Origin of the sequence: Methylobacterium pseudosasicola (genome assembly GCF_900114535.1) — a bacterium.
Taxonomy (GTDB): Bacteria; Pseudomonadota; Alphaproteobacteria; order Rhizobiales; family Beijerinckiaceae; genus Methylobacterium; species Methylobacterium pseudosasicola.
The window spans coordinates 96,911-113,381 of sequence record NZ_FOTK01000008.1 but is presented as its reverse complement, the minus strand read 5'-3'; the positions used below and the strand labels follow the sequence as shown (position 1 = coordinate 113,381).

Annotated in this window: 14 protein-coding genes; 8 read left to right on the top strand and 6 right to left on the bottom strand. The window is 70.5% G+C overall.

Features of this window, described 5'->3' with window-relative positions:
- Positions 1-380: 380 nt before the first annotated feature.
- Complete coding sequence (locus BM228_RS10575; RefSeq protein WP_092039939.1) at positions 381-833, top strand: helix-turn-helix domain-containing protein; 453 nt, start codon at positions 381-383, stop codon at positions 831-833.
- Between the two features lie 79 nt (positions 834-912).
- Positions 913-1,263: a cupin domain-containing protein gene (locus BM228_RS10570; RefSeq protein ID WP_092039714.1), complete on the top strand. Its 351-nt coding sequence runs from the start codon at positions 913-915 to the stop codon at positions 1,261-1,263.
- 7 nt (positions 1,264-1,270) lie between these two features.
- On the opposite strand, the gene rsmD is transcribed toward BM228_RS10570, so the two are convergent.
- From rsmD to BM228_RS10550, 4 genes are all read right to left on the bottom strand, one after another.
- On the bottom strand, positions 1,271-1,828 hold the full coding sequence (rsmD, locus tag BM228_RS10565) for a 16S rRNA (guanine(966)-N(2))-methyltransferase RsmD (protein ID WP_092039712.1): 558 nt from the start codon (positions 1,826-1,828) through the stop codon (positions 1,271-1,273).
- A complete protein-coding gene (locus BM228_RS10560; RefSeq protein ID WP_092039710.1) occupies positions 1,825-3,708 on the bottom strand; it encodes a pseudouridine synthase in 1,884 nt (627 codons plus the stop codon). The genes rsmD and BM228_RS10560 overlap by 4 nt, the downstream gene beginning before the upstream one ends.
- A gap of 145 nt (positions 3,709-3,853) precedes the next feature.
- Entirely contained in the window at positions 3,854-4,030 is a 177-nt protein-coding gene (locus BM228_RS10555) for a DUF1328 domain-containing protein (protein WP_092039708.1), read from the bottom strand.
- Between the two features lie 77 nt (positions 4,031-4,107).
- Complete coding sequence (locus BM228_RS10550) at positions 4,108-4,299, bottom strand: CsbD family protein (protein WP_092039707.1); 192 nt, start codon at positions 4,297-4,299, stop codon at positions 4,108-4,110.
- Between the two features lie 150 nt (positions 4,300-4,449).
- Between BM228_RS10550 and BM228_RS10545 the strand changes: the two genes are divergently transcribed.
- Entirely contained in the window at positions 4,450-4,938 is a 489-nt protein-coding gene (locus BM228_RS10545) for a nucleoside deaminase (protein ID WP_244537092.1), read from the top strand.
- A gap of 58 nt (positions 4,939-4,996) precedes the next feature.
- Complete coding sequence (locus BM228_RS10540) at positions 4,997-5,701, top strand: SDR family oxidoreductase (RefSeq protein WP_092039705.1); 705 nt, start codon at positions 4,997-4,999, stop codon at positions 5,699-5,701.
- A gap of 8 nt (positions 5,702-5,709) precedes the next feature.
- Here the strand turns inward: BM228_RS10540 and BM228_RS10535 are convergent, their stop codons facing one another.
- Positions 5,710-7,482, bottom strand: coding sequence for an outer membrane beta-barrel protein (locus tag BM228_RS10535; protein WP_092039703.1), 1,773 nt, complete (start codon positions 7,480-7,482; stop codon positions 5,710-5,712).
- 332 nt (positions 7,483-7,814) lie between these two features.
- Here BM228_RS10535 and BM228_RS10530 point away from each other — a divergent pair, with 332 nt between their 5' ends.
- The 3 genes from BM228_RS10530 (at position 7,815) to BM228_RS10520 (ending at position 10,759) form a co-directional block, all read left to right on the top strand.
- Positions 7,815-8,324 carry a Ros/MucR family transcriptional regulator gene (locus BM228_RS10530; RefSeq protein ID WP_092039702.1) on the top strand — a complete coding sequence of 170 codons (510 nt, stop codon included), beginning with the start codon at positions 7,815-7,817 and terminating at the stop codon, positions 8,322-8,324.
- A gap of 28 nt (positions 8,325-8,352) precedes the next feature.
- Positions 8,353-9,432 carry a LacI family DNA-binding transcriptional regulator gene (locus tag BM228_RS10525; RefSeq protein WP_208612014.1) on the top strand — a complete coding sequence of 360 codons (1,080 nt, stop codon included), beginning with the start codon at positions 8,353-8,355 and terminating at the stop codon, positions 9,430-9,432.
- Positions 9,433-9,583: 151 nt separating this feature from the next.
- Positions 9,584-10,759: an MFS transporter gene (locus BM228_RS10520; protein WP_092039934.1), complete on the top strand. Its 1,176-nt coding sequence runs from the start codon at positions 9,584-9,586 to the stop codon at positions 10,757-10,759.
- A 266-nt stretch (positions 10,760-11,025) separates the two neighbouring features.
- On the opposite strand, the gene BM228_RS10515 is transcribed toward BM228_RS10520, so the two are convergent.
- Complete coding sequence (locus BM228_RS10515) at positions 11,026-15,870, bottom strand: NAD-glutamate dehydrogenase (RefSeq protein WP_092039699.1); 4,845 nt, start codon at positions 15,868-15,870, stop codon at positions 11,026-11,028.
- A 158-nt stretch (positions 15,871-16,028) separates the two neighbouring features.
- Here BM228_RS10515 and BM228_RS10510 point away from each other — a divergent pair, with 158 nt between their 5' ends.
- Positions 16,029-16,445 (top strand): MarR family winged helix-turn-helix transcriptional regulator, encoded by a 417-nt coding sequence (locus BM228_RS10510; RefSeq protein WP_092039697.1) that lies wholly within the window; start codon positions 16,029-16,031, stop codon positions 16,443-16,445.
- Positions 16,446-16,471 lie beyond the last annotated feature (26 nt).

Sequence of the window (16,471 nt, the reverse complement as noted above, 5' to 3'; positions counted from 1 at the left end):
TAAGACCCGACGCGGATCAGATCAGGATCGATCCGAGGCTCGAAAGTCCAGGCAAGGCCGAATCATTTGCGTCGCAGGCAATCGTGCGAACGCGATCGGTGTCGGAAAGTCCCGGCCTGCGTAGTGGGGATCGCCAAAATTGATCCGCCGGCGATCTGTGTGCCGATCGCCTTGGCGCGATTGCGAAACCCGGGCGGCTATGTTCGCCCTGCATGATCGTGCAAGCGTGACCATTCGTTGCACACTGGGCTGCACTGTGGCACTAACAGGCGTCACGTCTGGACCTTGGCCGCGTGATGTTGCACCTATCGGTTGTGAACGTCGGCCAGGGTCCGCACGACCACGTCTGCCGCAACCTGAAGAAGTTCGGACTTCCCATCATGTCCAACCCCACCCCTAAGCCGAAGCAGACCACGGCCATCGATCACGGGGTCGGCAGCCGCATCGCGTTCCTGCGCGCGGCCAACGGGCTGAGCCAATCCGCCCTCGCGAGCGCGCTGGGCGTCAGCTTCCAGCAGGTTCAGAAGTACGAGACCGGCAAGAACCGCGTCGGCGCCGGGCGCCTTCAGGCGATCGCCGAGCGGCTCGGCGTGCCGGTGTCGAGCTTCTTCGAGCCCGAGCCCGAGGCCGCCACCGAGAACGGCCCGGCGCTGCTGCGCGTGGCCGGGGCGGTCGAGCTCCTGCGCGCTTACAATCAGATCACCGACGACCAGATGCGCCGGGACGTGATCGCGCTGGTGAAGTCCGCGGCCCGCATCGGCCATGGCACCAGCACCGCCGAGACCGTCGCGCAGCGGTCCGCGACCAACGGCGCCGCGGCCCCGTCGGCCTGAGGCGACGGCCGGGGCCGGTTGACCGGCTCCGCCGCACGGCACACGGCCTCTCGCGACTCAGATTCGGGAGACGCCGGCGATGCCTGCAACTTTGACGAACCTTTTCGCGGATCTCGCCCTGGATGCGTCCGAGGAGGTCGTCACGGTCCTGCATACGGCGCCGGGCCTGCGGATCGAGCGCATCGTCTCGACCGGGCAGGCGAGCCCGCCGGGCTTCCACTACGACCAGCCGCACGCCGAATGGGTGGCGGTACTGGCCGGGTCCGCCGAGCTGCGCTTCGCCGACGAGTCGGCGCCGCGCCGGCTCACGGCCGGCGACACGCTCCTGATCGAGCCCCATCGCCGCCACCGGGTCGAGCGCACCGATGCGCCGACGATCTGGCTCGCAATCCATGTCGGGCCGGAAATCGGAGCCGACGAGAGCCCGTGAGCCCCGCTCAGCCGGCGAAGCGCGCCACCGCCACCGCGGTGTCGCCGTAGACGCGCCGCTCCAATGGAGCGAAGCCCTCGGGCCAAGCGAGCTGCACGCCCTCGGCCTCCTCCACCACCGCCAGGGCGGCCGGCGCCAGCCAACCGCCTTCGGCGGCACTCGCTAGCGCCAAGGGCGCCAGCCCGCGATTGTAGGGCGGATCGCAGAAGACCAGCGAGAACGGCGCCGTGGTGCCGGCCGGCCCGAGGCGCGTCGCGTCGCGGCGGAACAGTCGGGTCACGCCCTCGGCGCCGAACGCCTCGATATTGGAGCGAATCACCGCGCGCGCCTCGGCGCCCTCATCGACGAGGAGCGCGTAGGCCGCGCCCCGCGACAGGGCCTCGAAACCCAGCGCGCCAGTGCCGGCGAACAGGTCGAGGACCCGTGCGCCGGTAACAACTTCGTCATAGGCGTGCGTCAGCACGTTGAACAGCGATTCGCGAAGCCGGTCCGAAGTCGGCCGGATCGCGTCGGTGCGTGGGGTCGCGAGCTTCCGGCCGCGCCAGGCGCCGCCGACGATCCTCATCGACCGCGCGGCGGACGCCCACCGCCGCCGCCGCCACCGCTGGGCCTCGCGCCGCCGGGCTTACCACCACCCTTGAAGCCGCCGGGACGCCCGCCCGGCTTGGCACCGGGACCCTTGCCGGCGAAGCCGCCAGCGCTCTTGCCCGCAAAGCCGCCGGGCCTGCCGCCGGGGCGCGCTCCGCCTCCGGGCTTCGGGCCGCCGAAAGCGGGCTTGCCCCCACCGCCGGACCGCTCGCCACGAAATCCGCTCTGGCCGCGCGGCGCACCGTCGCCGGATCGCTCGCCGCGAAAACCGCCCTGGCCGCGCGGTGCACCGTCGCCGGTTCCAGCGCCGTAGGGCCGATCGCCTCGTCCGCCCGGCCGCGAGTCACGGCGGTCGTCCCGGCGTGCATCGTCCCGCGGGCCGGATGCGCCCCGCGCCGATTCGCGCGGTCCCGAACGGTCGCCGTAGCTCGGACGGTCACCCGCGCCCCGGTCGCCCCGCGGCGACGGTCCGCGGTTGCCCCAGCTGTCGCGATCCGGACGGCCCGCCGAGCTCCGCTGCCCACCCTCGGGCGCGCCGCGGTCGGCGTAGCGGCGACGCGGCTTCTCCTCGGCCACCGGCGCGACCGGGCTCGCCGACAGGCGCTCGACCACGACCCGGCGATCACCCTTCTGGAACGACCCGACCCGCTCATGGCCGCGCTCGGCCGCGGCCGCCTGCGAGGCACGCGGATTCGCGCCCCGGCGCGGCACGCGGGCGGCGCGCGGCTTGCCGGAATCCTCGTCGGCCCGCCAAGCCGAGTTGCGCGGGCCGGACCCGGTCCCCCCGGTGGATACCCGAGGCGCCGGCGCGGGGCGCGCGGCGTTACGGCCGGCGGACGGCGCCCGCTCGACCTTCTTCTCGGCCTTCTTGGGACTGCCGAAGGCGCCGATCGGCTCGCGCACCGGGCTCTCGAAATCGACGCCGGCCTGCTCGGCCAGGGCCTTGCCGAGCTGGTCCTTGAGGACGCGCATCCGCACCTCCTCGACCAGGCCGACTTCCAGATCGCCCAGCTGGAACGGGCCGAAGGACAGCCGGATCAACCGGTTCACCGACAGGCCGAGATGCTCGAGGATGCGCTTGACCTCGCGGTTCTTGCCCTCGCGCAGCCCGAGCGTCAGCCAGAGATTGTCGCCCTGGACCCGGTCCAAGGTCGCCTCGACCGGGCCGTATTCCATCCCGTCGATGGTCACGCCGTTGGCGAGCTTGTCGAGCTGGGCTTGGTCGGTGTCGCCGTGGGCGCGCACGCGGTAGCGGCGCAGCCAGCCGGTGTCGGGATGGGCGATCACCTTGGCGAGGCCGCCATCGTTGGTGAGAAGCAGCAGGCCCTCGGTGTTGATGTCGAGCCGGCCGACTGCGACCACCCGGGGCAGGTCCTCGGGCAGCACCTCGAACACCGTCTGGCGGCCTTCCGGGTCGCGGGCCGTGGTCACGAGGCCGCGCGGCTTGTGGAAGATCCACAGGCGGCTGCGCTCGCGCGCCGGCATGCGCTCGCCGTCGATCAGGATCGTGTCGTCGTCGGTGACGTTGCGGGCGGGCGAGGTCAGGGTCTCGCCGTTGACGCTGACCCGGCCGGCCAGGATCATCGCCTCGGCGTCGCGCCGGGATGCGATGCCGGCTCGGGCCATCGCCTTGGCGATGCGCTCGCCCGGCGGGGTCGGAGCGTCGGCTTCCTCGGCCGCGTCGGCGACGGGCTCGGCCGCCGGCTTCCGGGGCGTGCTCGCTGCGGAAGAGCTTTCGGGCTTCCGCTCGGATTCGGTGCCCGCGTCGGTGGCGGGCTTCCAGCGCTCGGTTCGCGTGGTCTCAGTGTCCGGCTGGGCGTGCGCCCCCGGGACATCGTCTTTCGGCAAGTCACTCATGTGCCGGCCTTACCAGAGCCGGCCCGGACAGGCGAGACGGGTTGAGCGGCGGCAACGGAATATGCGCTCAGCCCAACAAAACGGGGCGGCCCGGTTGGACCGCCCCCGATCCTACGCCGTCAGGCGCGTCGTCAGAGTCTCGTCGTCAGAGTCTTGGGGACCGCCCGCGCATCACGCCGAACACGGCGGAGACGAGGAACAGGGCGATCGCCACGAAGAACACGATCTTGGCCGCCTCGATGGCGGTCCCGGCGATGCCGCCGAAGCCCAGGAGCGCCGCCACGAGAGCGACGACGAGAAACGTGATAGCCCAACCGATCATGGCAACCTCACGAAAGTCACGCGGTTCGGGATCGGAACCCGCCGCGGGCGGATCCCGATCCGGTCAGACGTTGGAACTCAGAGCTTGTCGGTCGCCGACTTCACGGCGCTCTTCGCGTCGCCCACGGTACCCTGCGCCTTGCCCTTGAGCTCCTGCGCGGCACCCTCGGCCTTCAGCTTGTCGTTATTGGTCACGTCGCCGATGCCCTGCTTGGCCTTGCCGAGGGCCTCGTTGGCGGCGCCCTTGATCTTGTCGGTGGTGCTGCTCATGGCGTTTCCTTCCGTCCAATCATCTCGCGGCGGCGCCGCAATCGAACTGGCAACGACGGCGATGCGAGGAATGTTCCAGGCATTAACATTGACCTGGATCAGTCTCCGGCGCCGGGTGCTGCCTATCCCGGCGATGGGGTGATAAACACCGTGGCGGCCGATCCGATCCAACACGTTCCGGGTGAATCTGCCGGTGCGGCGAGCGCCTTCGACCGCGCCTTCGCGGCGGCGCGCGCCGCGGCCCGAGCCGGCGAGGTGCCGGTCGGCGCCGTCGTGGTCCGGGACGGCGCGGTGCTGGCGGTGGCCCATAACCGGCCGCGGGCGCTCCACGACCCGACGGCGCATGCCGAGATCCTGGCGATCCGTGCCGCCTGCGCGGCGATCGGCGACGAGCGGCTGACCGGCTGCGATCTCTACGTCACCCTCGAACCCTGCCCGATGTGCGCCGGCGCGATCTCCTTCGCCCGGATCAGAAGGCTCTATTACGGCGTGGCCGATCCCAAGGGCGGCGGCGTCGAGCACGGGCCCCGCGTGTTCAACCAGCCGACCTGCCACCACGCGCCGGAGGTCTATGGCGGCTTCCGCGAAGCCGAGGCGGCCGAATTGCTGCGCCACTTCTTCGCCGAACGCCGCGACTGAGGGCTTGAACCCGCGCGGCTTCAGGGCATCCTCGCGGGATCGAACGGAGTATCCGCCCATGATACCGACCTATGCGCGTGCCCTGATCGTCGGGGCCGGTTCCGGCCTCAGCGCCTCGCTCGCCCGGCTGTTGGCGGCGGACGGCCTGAAAGTCGGGCTCGCCGCCCGCAACGTCGAGAAGCTGTCGGCCCTCGCGGCCGAGACCGGGGCGGCCGTCCATGCCTGCGATGCGAGCGACCCGGGTGAGGTCGAGGCCCTGTTCGCCCGGCTGGAGCCGGCGCTCGGCGGCTCGCCCGACGTGGTGGTCTACAATGCCAGCGGGCGGCTGCGCGGGCCGGTCGTCGATCTCGATCCGGCGGCCGTCGCCCAGTCCCTGATGGTGTCAGCCTATGGCGGCTTCCTAGTGGCGCAGGCGGCGGCGCGCCGGATGCTGCCGCACCGGCACGGGGCGATCCTGCTCACGGGCGCCTCGGCGAGCGTGAAGGGGTTTCCCGGCTCGGCGCCCTTCGCCATGGGTAAGTTCGCCCTGCGCGGCCTCGGCCAGAGCCTCGCCCGTGAATTGCAGCCGCAGGGCATCCACGTCGCCCACGTGGTGATCGACGGGGCCATCCGGAATCCGGCCCGGGGCGGCGAGCCGCCGGATTCCCCAGACAGCCATCTCGACCCGGACGCCATCGCCCGCGCCTATCGCGACCTGCTGCGCCAGGATCGCAGCGCCTGGACCTCGGAACTCGAGCTGCGCCCCTGGGTCGAGCGCTTCTAGATCGCGCCTTACGGATTGACCCGCAGGCCGAGCAGGAAGGTGTTGTCGCGGAAGCTCGAGCCCGCCACGGTGCTGTCGATCTGCTGGTAGATGTAGGTGCCGCGCAAGGTCAGCCAGCGGGTGAACCGGTAATCGAGGCGCGCGGTCGCGGAGAAGCCGTTCTCCCTGATGGTGCTGCCCTGGTAGTCGTTCTTCAGGAACGAGCCGCCGAGCACGATCGACAGGTTGCGCAGCAGGTCGTGCTGGACCTCCAGGGTCGCGACCTCGGTGAGGATGCCGCTGGAGCCCAGAACCGTGGTCTCGGTCACCCCCGTCGCCGCCGTGAGCCGGACCGTGGTGAGCGGGCTCAAGGACCAGACCAGAGCGGCGTTGACCAGGGGCGCATCGATCGACCGCAACGACGGGTCGACATAGGAGCGGTGCTGGACGCCGGCCGAGATCTCGCCGGTGACCGAGCGCGCCAGCCCGAAGCTCGCCCCGACCATGAGGGCGATGCCGTCGGAATCGCGCCGGATGCCGTTGGTGTCCCGGCGCAGGTCGTAGACGCGGGTGTCGGCGAGCAGGTCCACGAACGGACTCAGATCCGGGCTGACCTCGTAGGCGGTGCGCAGTTGTAGGCTGTACTGGTTCAGGTTGCGGTCGGCCTGGTTGATGATCGTGCCGTCCGAGAGCTGGGCGTTGTCGAATTGCGAGCGGTCGACCGAGCCGCGCAGGGTCACCGAGAGCCGGTTGAACGTCTCCGTAGCGCCGAGCGAGGCGCCGTAGACGGCGAGCAGCGGCCGGCTCGTGGCCGTGGCAGCCTGGAGGTTCGGGCTCGACGTGCGCTGGGTATCGACCAGGAAGCGACCTTCCGCGTCGATATGCAGGTCACGGTTGGCGTCGATGCGCAGGCGGACCGTGCCGTCCGCGGCCGGCCGGCTGGCGGCCTCGTTCTGCGGCGTCTCCAGATAGGAGCCGCGCAGGGCGCCCTGGAACGAGCTGGACGACCAGTCGCTGCGGAAATCGACGGCGGCTTCCGTGCGCAGAGCCACCGAGCCCTTGGCGAATTGCCGGCTGGTCTGGTCCGGGTTCGAATCGTAACCGACGCTCTGGGCGAAGCTCGGCAGCACCGTGAAGGTGCCGATCCGGTAGCCGATCGGCGCGTAGGCTGGATCGGTCGGGATCGGGCGCGCGAGGTCGGTGCCGAGGATGAAGCCCGGCGTGAGCAGGCCGAGCGCGGGGGTGATTGCGAAGAGCGGCAGGACCGGGCGCAAGGCGAGGACCGGCTGCACCGGCACGCCCACGACAGCCTGCTGCACCACCGGAGTCAGGCGCAGCGCCGGGGCCGGCACCTGCGTCACCTCCTGCGTGACCTTGCGGGTCGCGGAACCGATGCGACGGGGCGGCGCCGCCCGGGTGCGCAGCAGATCCGACGGCCCCCGGTTGTTCGGCGCCGTGGTCGACCCGCCGGTGCGCTGGCCGGTACCGGAGATGCGGGTCCCGAGCTGCGAGAGCCCCGATTGGCTTTGGGTCGGGATCGGGGGCGAGAGCGGCGACCGCAGGCTGTCGCCACCCGTCTGCTCGCCGCCGGTCGTATTCCCGCCGGATGATGCGCGTCCATCCTCGCGCGACAACCCGTCCGGGATGCGCCGCCGCAGAGCCGGCAGCCCGTTGGGCGCCGTGTCCTGGCCGAGGCCGGGATTGTCGGGCTGGCCGGTGACCGGGCTGATCGCGTCGAAGCGCTGAGCCAGGGATGGCGACGCCGCGAGCGCGAGCGTCAGGGCGGCGAGGGCGAGCCGCATCTCCTACCGTCCCCGCCGATCAGCGCCCGCCATCCGCACCTGATCTTGGTCTCCACCTATGCCCCGCGCATGATCAGCCGGGATCTACAGATCACGCCGCCGCCTCCGAGGTCGTCGGTATGGTTAACGCAAGCTAGCGCCCGCGTGGTTAATGCGGCGTCAACGCCGAACCTGCGCGGCACTTCCCGCGCCGTTACAGTCGCTCTTAAATTTCGTCGTCTCGCAAAAGTAGCGATTGAGATCTTCTCGGAGATCCGGTAGCGTATGCCAGAATTCGATACGATCCGCTGGGGATTCACCGAGCCGGATAGTTGCTACGACAGAGGTTCAACGTGAGCGATAGCGCTGAAGCTGAGCAGGTCGAACACATTGAGCTAGCGGTCGATATCATCGCGGCCTATGTGTCGAACAATTCCGTGCCGCCCTCGGAACTTCCGAGTCTGATTGGCGGCATTCATGCGGCCCTGAACAGCCTTTCGGCTTCAGGAACGTCATCGACGACCGTCGTGGAAAAGATGAGTCCGGCGCAAATCCGGAAATCGATCACGCACGATCATCTTGTGAGTTTCGAAGACGGTAAGCCGTACAAGACTCTGCGTCGGCACCTGACGCTGCGCGGGCTGAGTCCGGAGGCCTATCGCGAGAAATGGGGCCTGCCGAGGGACTACCCGATGACGGCGGCGAGCTATTCGGCCCAGCGGTCGGAACTGGCCCGCGCCCTCGGCCTCGGCCAGCAGCGCCGCAAGTCCCGCGGTGCGGCGGCGGCAGCGCCCGCCGCCGAGGAAGCGCCAGCGACGGCGGCCCCGAAGACCCGGGGACGCAAGAAGGCGCCGGTCGAGTAGGCTCGGGTGCCGGTTTCGTCGGTCGCGTTTGACAGGGACCGACCTCGGGCGTGACACGGCGGGGGACGGCTCGGCCGACGAGCGTCAACCACCGCAACGCACGCCGATCATGGTCTCGAAGCGCTACCCGACATCGATCGAGGTCGCCCGCCTCGCCGGGGTCTCGCAATCGGCGGTGTCCCGGACGTTCACGCCGGGCGCCAGCGTCTCGGCGCGCACGCGCGACAAGGTCTTGGCGGCGGCGGACAGCCTCGGCTTCCGCCCGAGCCTGATCCCTAAGATCATGCTGACCGACCGGTCCGGCCTCGTAGCCCTTGTGGTCGGGGGCCTGGAGAACGCGTTCTACGCCCGCGTCGTCCAGATCCTCGCCGCGCGCCTGCGGGAGGCCGGCAACCAAGTCCTGCTGGTGCCGGTCGACAGCGATTATACCCTCGACGCCGTCGCGGCCCGCCTCGCCCAGTACCGGGTCGACGCGATCGTCAGCGCCCTGGCGGTGCTCTCGCGAGACGCCGCGGAGACGCTCTCGGCCTCCCGGATCCCGGTGGTCTCGTTCAACACCCCGGTGACGGCCGCGCGGGTCGGCTCGGTGGGCTCCGACAACGCGCTCGGGGGCTGGCAGGCCGCCGCCCTCCTGCACGCCCGAGGCATACGCCATCCCGCCTTCGTGGCCGGCCCCGCCGACAGCCCCGCCAGCACCGAGCGCCTGACGGGTTTTCGCGATGGCCTGCGCGCAGCCGGGCTGCCGGAGCCGCGCGTCGCCGGATCCGCCTACACCTATGACGGCGGTGCCGAGGCGGCGACGCAGCTTTGCACCGAAGGGGCCGTCGACGGAATCTTCTGCGCCAACGATCTCTGCGCGCTCGGCACGATCGACGCCTTGCGGCGCGCGGGACGGCGTATTCCCGACGATGTTCGGGTGATCGGCTACGACGATACCCCCGCCGCGTCATGGGGCGGCTACGACCTGACCAGCTTCGATCAGGATGTTCCGGCGCTGGTCGAGGCAGCCTTGGCGATGATCGACCGCATGGCCGCCGAGGATGCCGGTGCCGGCGAGCGGGAACTGATCCCGCCACGCCTGACCGAGCGCGGCAGCACGCGGTCCTGATCGTCGCCCTTCCGTCCGCGATCCGGCTTCTTGCATGTGGCGCAACGGTGCGTCGCGTTTGCATCGCTATGCAAAAACCGATCAGGCCCCATCCTTGAGCGATGCTGCGTCGCACAAAGCGGCGCCCGTCATCCGCTTGAAGGAGGCCGCCGTGCCGCCCCTGCCGATCCTCGCCCTCGCCGTCGCTTCGTTCGGAATCGGGACCACCGAATTCGTCATCATGGGCCTGCTACCTGAGGTGGCACAGAGCTTCGGCGTTACCATCCCGCAGGCGGGCTACCTTGTGTCGGGCTACGCCATGGGCGTGGTCATCGGCGCGCCGATCGTGGCCATCGCCACCGCGCGGCTGCCCCGCAAGACCGCCTTGCTCGCCCTGATGGCGGTCTTTCTGATCGGCAACATCGGCTGTGCGTTGGCGCCGAGCTACGGCCTGCTGATGGCGGCCCGGATCGTCACCGCCTTCGCACATGGCGCGTTCTTCGGGATCGGTGCCGTGGTCGCGCGAGATCTCGTGCCGCGCGAGAAGCGGACCCAGGCGGTCTCGCTGATGTTCGCCGGGCTGACGCTCGCCAACGTGCTCGGCGTCCCGCTGGGCACCGCCCTCGGCCAAGTCGCCGGATGGCGCTCGACATTCTGGGCGGTGGTGGCGATCGGCATCGCCGCCGGCTTGGCGATCCAGACCTTCGTGCCCTCGGGCCTGCCCGGCACACGAGGCGGCCTGGTAAAAGAGTTCCGGGCTCTCGGCCGCTGGCCGGTGCTGCGGCCGATGCTGATCTCCACCCTATCGTCGGTGAGCTTCTTCACGGTGTTCACCTACATCACGCCGTTCCTCACCAGCGTCACCGGGTTCACGCCGCAGGGCGTGACCGGCGTGCTGTTCGCAGCCGGGATCGGCCTGACGGTGGGCAACCTCGCCGGCGGCCACTTCGCCGACCGGGGCCTGATGGCGACGATCATCGGCGGCTTCATCGGCATCGTCGCGGTGCTGCTGGTCCTGGCCGGGGTCGCACACCACGCAATCCCGACCGTCGCCATTCTGGTCCTGTGGTCGGGCCTCGCCTTCGCGCTGGTCTCGCCGCTCCAGATCTGGGTGGTCGAGGCCGCCAGCGACGCCCCGAACCTCGCCTCGACGCTGAACCAGGGCGCGTTCAACCTCGGCAACGCCACGGGCGCCTGGCTCGGCAGCGCAGCCCTGACCCTGGGCGCCGGCTACGGCCAGCTCCCACTGATCGCCGCCGCTGTCTCGATTCTGGGCCTCGGCCTGACGGTCACCGCCGTCAGCCGGACCGGCAGCCGGATTTTTTCCGCCTCGGCGCCGAGGGCGTAGCAAATAGTCCCGAAAGCCGGTCACGGGCTTCGGAGCCCTCGTACCGGTGGGTTTCGTCGGCCTCAATGCCGAGGCAACGACTCGTGTGCAGGCCGGGACGACCCCCTCTCCCGTGCGGGAGAGGGTTGGGGTTAGGTACCAGGTTTTTCCGGAGACGTCGCATCCCTCACCCTGTCCTTCTCCCGAACGGGAGAGGGACCCCGCGCCACATCCGGCCAATGTGAACGTCTCGGAGCGACGCCCGGCGCCTGGCGTCTGACGAACCGTCAGTCCGCCCGCACCAAGTCACCGAGCAAGCTCGCCGCCACGGTCGCCTTGGACACCGTGAGGCCGGACGCGCTAATCGCGTCCACCGCGTCGCGGATGCGGACCAGTGGCGCGCCCCTGGCCTTGGCCCAGGCCTCAACGGCCTCCGGCCCGGCGCCGAGATCGGCGACCACCTCGGCGGTGAGCTTGCGGTGGGCGGCGGCGATGCCGGCCACCGCGCGTTCCAGAGCGACCCGGTCGAACGTGTCGGCGACCGGCACGGTCCGGGCCGCCGCGGCGAGCTCGTCCAGACGGAAGGCGTGTTCCAGGGCGAAGTGCGTCGCCGCCACCTCTTCCACCGGCCGGCCGCTGGCCTCGGCCACGCGCACGATGTCCGGCGCGGAGATCAGGGCGTTGAGCGAGGCGAGGCGCCTTGCCTGTTCCGGGGCCATGCCGTGGCCTTTCAGCTCCGCCGCCCGGTCGCCGATGGCGGCGAGCGCCGCGGCGTCGAGCACCTTCGGCAAGGCCGCCTCCACGGCCGCGACGCCGTCGCGATAGCGCGCCACCAGCGGCGCGAGGCCGCCGGTGAGGTCGAGGTTGCGGATGAACCAGACGATCCGGTTGGTGAGCAGGCCCTGCACCTCGGCGTAGAGGCCGAGCTGGTCCTGCCCGGAGAGACCGCGTCCCAGCCCGTCGATGGCGAGGTTCAGCTCCATCAGCCCGAAGGCGTCCCGGGTGATGGCGTAAGCCTTGGCGATGGTCGCGGCATCCGCCCCGGTCCCGTCGACGAGGCGCGTGACCAGGGACGGGCCGCCGCGGTTGACGATGATGTTGGCCAGCGCCGTGGAGATGATCTCCCGGCGCAGCCGGTGGCCCTTCACGGCGTCGGGGAACTGCTCGCGCAGGGCTTTGGGGAAGTAACGCTGCAATTCCCGGTCAAAATACGGGTCGTTCGGGACCGCGCTCGCCAGGATCGCGTCGTAGAGCGACAGCTTCGCGTAGGCGAGCAGCACCGCGTATTCCGGGCGGGTCAGCCCCTCGCCGCGACGCATGCGCTCGCTGATCGCCGCATCGTCCGGCAGGTATTCCACCGCCCGGTCGAGGCGCCCCTCGGCCTCCAGCGCCTGCATGGTCCGCATGGCGAACCCGGTCTCGCCCAGGCCGCCGCGCTGGGCCAGCGACAGGGCGAGCGTCTGCAATTCGTTGTTGCGCAGGACCAGCCGCCCGACTTCGTCGGTCATGGCGGCGAGAAGCTGGTTGCGCGCCGCGTAGTCGAGCCGCCCGTCCCGCTCCGGGACCATCAGGGCGATCTTGATGTTCACCTCGACGTCGGAGGTGTTCACGCCTGCGGAATTGTCGATCGCGTCGGTGTTGAGCCGGACGCCCGAGCGGGCCGCCTCGATGCGCCCGCGCTGAGTCAGGCCGAGATTGGCGCCCTCGCCGATGGCCTTCACCCGCAGCTCCGGCGCGGTGATGCGGACGGAATCGTTGGCCCGGTCGCCGGCATCTTCGTCGGTCTCGGTGGTGGCGCGGATATAGGTGCCGATGCCGCCGAACCAGAGCAGGTCGGCCGGCGCCTTCAGGATCGCCTGCATCAGTTCGGTGGGCGTCGCCTCGTTCCGATCGAAGCCGAGGGCCGCCCGGACCGGTTCCGACAGCGGAATGGTCTTGAGGCTGCGCGAGAACACCCCGCCGCCCTCGGAGATCAGCGCGCGGTCGTAATCCGCCCAGGAAGAGCGGCCCAGGTCGAACAGGCGCTTGCGCTCGGCGAAGCTTTTGGCCGCGTCGGGATTCGGGTCGAGGAAGATGTCGCGGTGGTCGAAGGCCGCGACCAGCCGGAGGCTTTCCGAGAGCAGCATGCCGTTGCCGAACACGTCGCCCGACATGTCGCCGACGCCGACCACGGTGATCGGGTCGGTCTGCACGTCGACATCGATCTCGCGGAAATGGCGGCGCACCGCCTCCCAGGCGCCCCGGGCGGTGATGCCCATGCCCTTGTGGTCGTAACCCTGGCTGCCGCCGGACGCGAACGCGTCCCCGAGCCAGTGGCCCTTCTCCAGGGAGAGGGCGTTGGCGATATCCGAGAAGGTCGCGGTGCCCTTGTCGGCCGCCACCACGAGATAGGCGTCGTCGGGATCGTGCCGCACCGTGTCCGGCGGCGGGACGATCGCCTGGTCGACGATGTTGTCGGTGAGCTCCAGGAGCGTGCGGATGAAGATCCGGTAGCTCTCGGTGCCCTCCTGCATCCACGCCGCCCGGTCCGAGGGCGGAGGCAGGCGCTTGGGGAAGAAGCCGCCCTTGGCGCCCACCGGCACGATGACCGCGTTCTTCACCTGCTGGGCCTTCACCAAGCCCAGGATCTCGGTGCGGAAATCCTCCGGCCTGTCGGACCAGCGCAGGCCGCCGCGTGCGACGTAGCCGAAGCGCAGATGCACGCCCTCGACCCGGGGCGAATAGACGAAGATCTCGAAGAACGGCCGCGGCAACGGCATCGCCGTGACCTTGGCGCAGGCGAATTTGAAGCTGATCGTCTCCCGGGGGCCGCCATCCGCGGCGGTCTGGAAGAAGTTCGTCCGCACCGCCGCCTCGACCAGGTTGACGAACCGGCGCAGGATCCGGTCGTCGTCCAGGCTAGTGACGTCGGAAAGCGCCTCTTCGATCAGGGCGCGGGTCTCGGCTTCCTGGGCGGCCCGGTCGCCCTCGGCCTGCGGGTCGAACCGGGTGCGGAACAGGCTGACGATCGCCCGGGCGATCCCGGGATGGCGGCTCAGGGTGCCGGCCATGTAATCCTGGCCGTAGCGGATGCGCAGCTGGCGTAGGTATCGACCGAGCGCCCGGAGCAGGGCCGCCTCCCGCCAGGGGAGGGCGGCTTCAAGCACAAGCCGGTTGTAGCCGTCGGACTCCGCCGAGCCGTCGGCCAGAGCCAGCATGGCCTCTTCGAGGGGCCGCTCCAGCAAGTCCAGATCGATCGCCGCGCCGCTGGCGCGCTCGATCCGCATGTCGTGCAGCCAGATCCGGGCGGAGTCGTCGAGCCCCGCCGGCCTGACCCGGTAGGTCCGCTCGTCGATGACGCGGAATCCCAGATTCTCCAGAACCGGCACCCGGTCGGACAGGGCGATCGCGGTGCCGCGGGAAAAGACCTTCAGCCGGACCTGAGCGTCGGAATCGCCGGTCCGGCGCCCGAGATGCACAGCGCGGGGCTGCGCCTCGCTCAACCCCTCCAGGATGGCGATGTCGGCGACGGCCACATCCGCCTGGAAATTGTCGCGATAGGCGGCCGAGAACGCGTCGGCATAGCGGGCGGCGAGCTGGCGGGCTTGGCCGCCGTCATGCGCCTCCGCCAGAGCCGTACTCAAGGCGTCGCCCCAGGTGCGAACGAGCGCCGCGATGCCGGCCTCCAGGGCGGCGGGGTCCTGCTCCGGCGCGCCCTCGTCGGGCAGGCCGATGATGTAGTGGGTCCGGGCCAGCGGGCCTTCCGGGAGCTCCGAATAGGCCGCGCTCGGCCGGCCGCCATAGGCCTCGGCCAGATACGCCGCGATGCGGGCGCTCACGGTGGAATCGAACCGGTCCTTGGGCACGTAGACCAGCAGCGAGACGAAGCGGCCGAACCGGTCCGGGCGCGACAGCACCCGGATCCGCGGCCGGTCGGCGAGGTTCGCGATCGCCAGGGTGAACCGGTACAGCCGGTCGATATCGATCTGGAACAGCTCGTCCCGCGGGTAGGTCTCCAGCACCGCCAGCAGGCTGCGACCGGCATGGCTGGTCGGGTCGAGGCCCGCCCGCTCGGCCACCGCCTCGACCTTGCGGCGCAGGACCGGCACCTCGCGCGCCGGGCTGGTATAGGCCGCGGCCGTGAACAGGCCGACGATCCGCACCTCGCCCGAGAGCTTGCCGGTGGCCGAGAACAGCTTCACGCCGATATAGTCGAGATAGGAGACCCGGTGGACCCGGGACTTCGCGCTGGCCTTGGTGATGATCAGCGCCTGCGGCTCCTCCAGGAAGGCCAGGATTTCGGGGGTGTAGTCCACCGGCGTCCGGCCCCGGCGCAGGGGCGTGGCGCCGGGATCGCGCAGCACCCCGAGGCTCGACCCTTCGATCAGCGGATGCCCGTCGCCCTCGATGCCGTGCTGGCGCATGCCCAGCACGAGGAACTGGCCGTCACTGAGCCAGTCCAGGAAGGCGCGCGCCTCGCCAATCTCGGCCTCCGGCAGCGGGGAGGGGGCGCGGCCGAGGCTGTCGGACAGATCGGCGATCCGCGCCAGCATGGCATCGTGGTCGTCGCTCGCCAGAGCCACGTCCCGGTAGACCTGGGACAGGGCTTCCACGAGCCGCTTGCGGGCCTCGCCGTCGAGCCGGCCGAGATGGAGGTGGATGAAGCTCTCGCGCGCCAGGCTGCCATGGGCATCGGCGGTGGTCTCGCCAACCACCCGCACCAGCGCGCCCGACGCGTCGCGCTCGACTCCGAGGATCGGGTGGGCGACGAGATCCGGAGTCAGGCCCTCCTCGGTGAGCTCGGCCAGGGTCGAATCCAGCAGGAACGGCCGGTTGTCGTTGACGACCTCGACCACCGTGATCTCGCGGGGCCGTCCGTCCCGCACCAGTTCGGCGTCGCTCAGGCGCACCCGGGCCGGATCGCCCGGCTTGCGCGGCTCGGCCAGGAGGGCGCGGGCGCGAACCGCGAGATCGGCCACCGCGCCGGCCGGGTAGGGGGCCAAATCTTCCGGGGTGACGCGCCCGAACAGGTCGCGGACGAAGCCGCCGGGGCCGCCCTGTTCGGCGACGATCTCGGCGGCGGCCTCGATGAGTCCGGTCCGGGCCGATTTCTGTTCCGAGGATGACAACGCCGTAGCGGTTTCGAGTGTCATCGTGCCTCTCACGAACCGGGAGTTTGCCCGCGCAGCGATAGCAGGGTGATCCGCCATGTCGATGACAGCGCGGCGGATTTCCCTGTCCGCGCATGTCGAACCGCGCGAACCGTCAGGCCCAGCTTGTGCCCGTCGAAATAGGTGCATATACACGTATCGTGAATACCGATTCTCTGACCGAGCCTTGCACCTGCGTCGCGCTGCGCAGGGCCACCCGCGCGCTGACCGCGTCCTATGACACGGCCCTGCGTCCGGTGGGCCTGCGGGTGACGCAATTCTCAATCCTGCGCCGCCTGGAGCAGCTGGGTCCGACGCCGCTGACCCGGCTGGCCGTCGAGGCGGTTCTGGAGCGGACCACGATGGCCCGCAACCTCGACCCGCTGGAGCGGCGCGGCCTCGTGAAGATCGAGCCGGGCCAGGATGCGCGCGCGCGTATCGTGTCCCTGACGGATCTGGGCCGCGAGGCCGTCGCGGCGGCGACGCCGTACTGGCAGGCGGCCCAGGCCCGGATCAACGCGCAGGTCGATTCTAAAGCCGTCGCCGCCCTGGCGGATGCCCTCATCGCCGCCTCCTAAACTGGTCGTCTCATCTTCGGAGCTTG

Excerpts from the sequence above, each read along its gene's own strand:
- BM228_RS10555 (WP_092039708.1), bottom strand. The coding sequence starts at position 4,030 with ATGATCGGTTGGGCTATCACGTTTCTCGTCGTCGCTCTCGTGGCGGCG.
- BM228_RS10550 (WP_092039707.1), bottom strand. The coding sequence starts at position 4,299 with ATGAGCAGCACCACCGACAAGATCAAGGGCGCCGCCAACGAGGCCCTC.
- BM228_RS10560 (WP_092039710.1), bottom strand. The coding sequence starts at position 3,708 with ATGAGTGACTTGCCGAAAGACGATGTCCCGGGGGCGCACGCCCAGCCG.
- BM228_RS10535 (WP_092039703.1), bottom strand. The coding sequence starts at position 7,482 with ATGCGGCTCGCCCTCGCCGCCCTGACGCTCGCGCTCGCGGCGTCGCCA.
- BM228_RS10570 (WP_092039714.1), top strand. The coding sequence starts at position 913 with ATGCCTGCAACTTTGACGAACCTTTTCGCGGATCTCGCCCTGGATGCG.
- BM228_RS10575 (WP_092039939.1), top strand. The coding sequence starts at position 381 with ATGTCCAACCCCACCCCTAAGCCGAAGCAGACCACGGCCATCGATCAC.
- BM228_RS10515 (WP_092039699.1), bottom strand. The coding sequence starts at position 15,870 with ATGACACTCGAAACCGCTACGGCGTTGTCATCCTCGGAACAGAAATCG.
- rsmD (WP_092039712.1), bottom strand. The coding sequence starts at position 1,828 with ATGAGGATCGTCGGCGGCGCCTGGCGCGGCCGGAAGCTCGCGACCCCA.
- BM228_RS10540 (WP_092039705.1), top strand. The coding sequence starts at position 4,997 with ATGATACCGACCTATGCGCGTGCCCTGATCGTCGGGGCCGGTTCCGGC.